Annotated in this window: 1 protein-coding gene; it reads right to left on the bottom strand. The window is 72.1% G+C overall.

Annotation, left to right across the window (positions count from 1 at the left end):
* A partial coding sequence (locus ESO86_RS16265) for an error-prone DNA polymerase (RefSeq protein ID WP_129235882.1) occupies positions 1 to 1,847 on the bottom strand: 1,847 nt, incomplete at both ends.

The raw sequence follows: 1,847 nt of genomic DNA, 5'->3' as shown, positions 1-1,847 counted from the left end.
CCCGCCGCGGCATCCGTCGCCGGTTCATCGGCGCCCGTCGCATCGCCGGGCCCGACCGCCTCGAGCCCCGCGTGCACGCCCGAGCGCGCCAGGTCGGGCCGGAGCAGCTCGACCCCGTGCCGTCGCGCGTCGGCGGTGAGCGTGTGCGGCGAGTAGAAGCCCATGGGCTGGGCGCGCAGCAGCGCCGCGAGGAACGCGGCCGGGTAGTGCAGCTTCAGCCACGAGCTCGCGTAGACGAGCAGTCCGAAGCTGATGGCGTGGCTCTCGGCGAAGCCGAAGTTCGCGAACGCCTCGATCTTCTCGTAGATCGCGTCGGCGGTCTCGGGGTCGATGCCGTTGCGCTCCATGCCCGCGTAGAGCTTCGTGCGCAGCCGCTCGATCTTCTCGACGCCGCGCTTGGAGCCCATCGCGCGGCGCAGCAGGTCGGCGTCGGCGGCGTCGCAGTCGCCGACCGCGACGGCCATCTGCATGAGCTGCTCCTGGAAGAGCGGCACCCCGAGCGTGCGCCGGAGCACGGGCTCGAGCTTGGGGTGCAGGTAGGCCACCTGCTCCTCGCCCGTGCGGCGGCGGATGTACGGGTGCACCGCGCCGCCCTGCACGGGCCCCGGACGGATGAGCGCGATCTCGACGACGAGGTCGTAGAAGCAGCGCGGCTGCAGGCGGGGGAGCGTGCCCATCTGGGCGCGCGACTCGACCTGGAACACCCCGATGGAATCGGCGCGGCACAGCATGTCGTAGACCGCGGGCTCCTCCTTCGGGATCGTCGCGAGCTCCCACTCCTCGCCGGTGTGCGCGCGCACGAGGTCGAACGTGTACTGCAGCGCGGCGAGCATGCCGAGCCCGAGCAGGTCGAACTTCACGAGGCCCATCCAGGCGCAGTCGTCCTTGTCCCACTGCAGGACGGTGCGGTTCTCCATGCGGGCGTGCTCGATGGGGCACACCTCGCCGACGGGCCGGTCGGTGAGCACCATGCCGCCCGAGTGGATGCCGAGGTGCCGCGGGAAGGTCAGCAGCTGCTCGGCGAGCTCGACCACCGACTCGGGGATGTCGTGCTCGTCGGTCTCGACGACCGACCCCCAGCGCTCGACCTGGCGCGACCATGCGTCCTGCTGCCCGGTCGAGTAGCCGAGCGCCTTGGCCATGTCGCGCACCGCGCCCTTGGGGCGGTAGCTGATCACGTTCGCGACCTGCGCGGCGTTGTGCCGGCCGTACCTGCCGTAGACGTACTGGATGATCTCCTCGCGCCGGTCGGAGTCGAAGTCGACGTCGATGTCGGGCTCCTCGTCGCGCAGCGACGACAGGAACCGCTCGAACGGCAGGTCGTAGTAGATCGAGTCGACCCCGGTGATGTCGAGCACGTAGCAGACCGCCGAGTTCGCCGCCGACCCGCGGCCCTGGCAGAGGATGCCGCGGCGGCGCGCCTCCTGCACGAGGTCGTGCACGATGAGGAAGTACCCCGGGAAGTCCTTCTCCTCGATCACGTCGAGCTCCTTCGCGAGCCGCTCGCGCACGTGGTCGGGCACGCCCGGGTAGCGCCGCTCGGCGCCCCGCCAGGCGAGCTCCCGCAGCCACGACATCGGCGTGTGCCCCTCGGGCACCTCCTGCCGGGGGAGCCGCGGCCGGGCGCTGCGCAGCCGGAACGACAGGTCGTGCGCGAGCGTCACCGAGTGCTCGACGGCGCCGGGGTGGCGATCGAAGCGGGCGAGCATCTCTGCGCCCGACCGGAGGTGCAGTCCGTCGGTCGCGGGCAACCAGCCGTCGAGCTCGTCGAGGCTGCGCCGCGCCCGCACCGCCGCGAGCGCGGAGGCGAGCCGGTGCTCGCGGGGCGTCGCGTAGTGCACCGCGTT

Source organism: Agromyces binzhouensis (genome assembly GCF_004135055.1).
Taxonomy (GTDB): domain Bacteria; phylum Actinomycetota; class Actinomycetes; order Actinomycetales; family Microbacteriaceae; genus Agromyces; species Agromyces binzhouensis.
The sequence above is the reverse complement of the archived record's forward strand: the minus strand, read 5'-3'. Positions and strand labels throughout refer to the sequence as shown.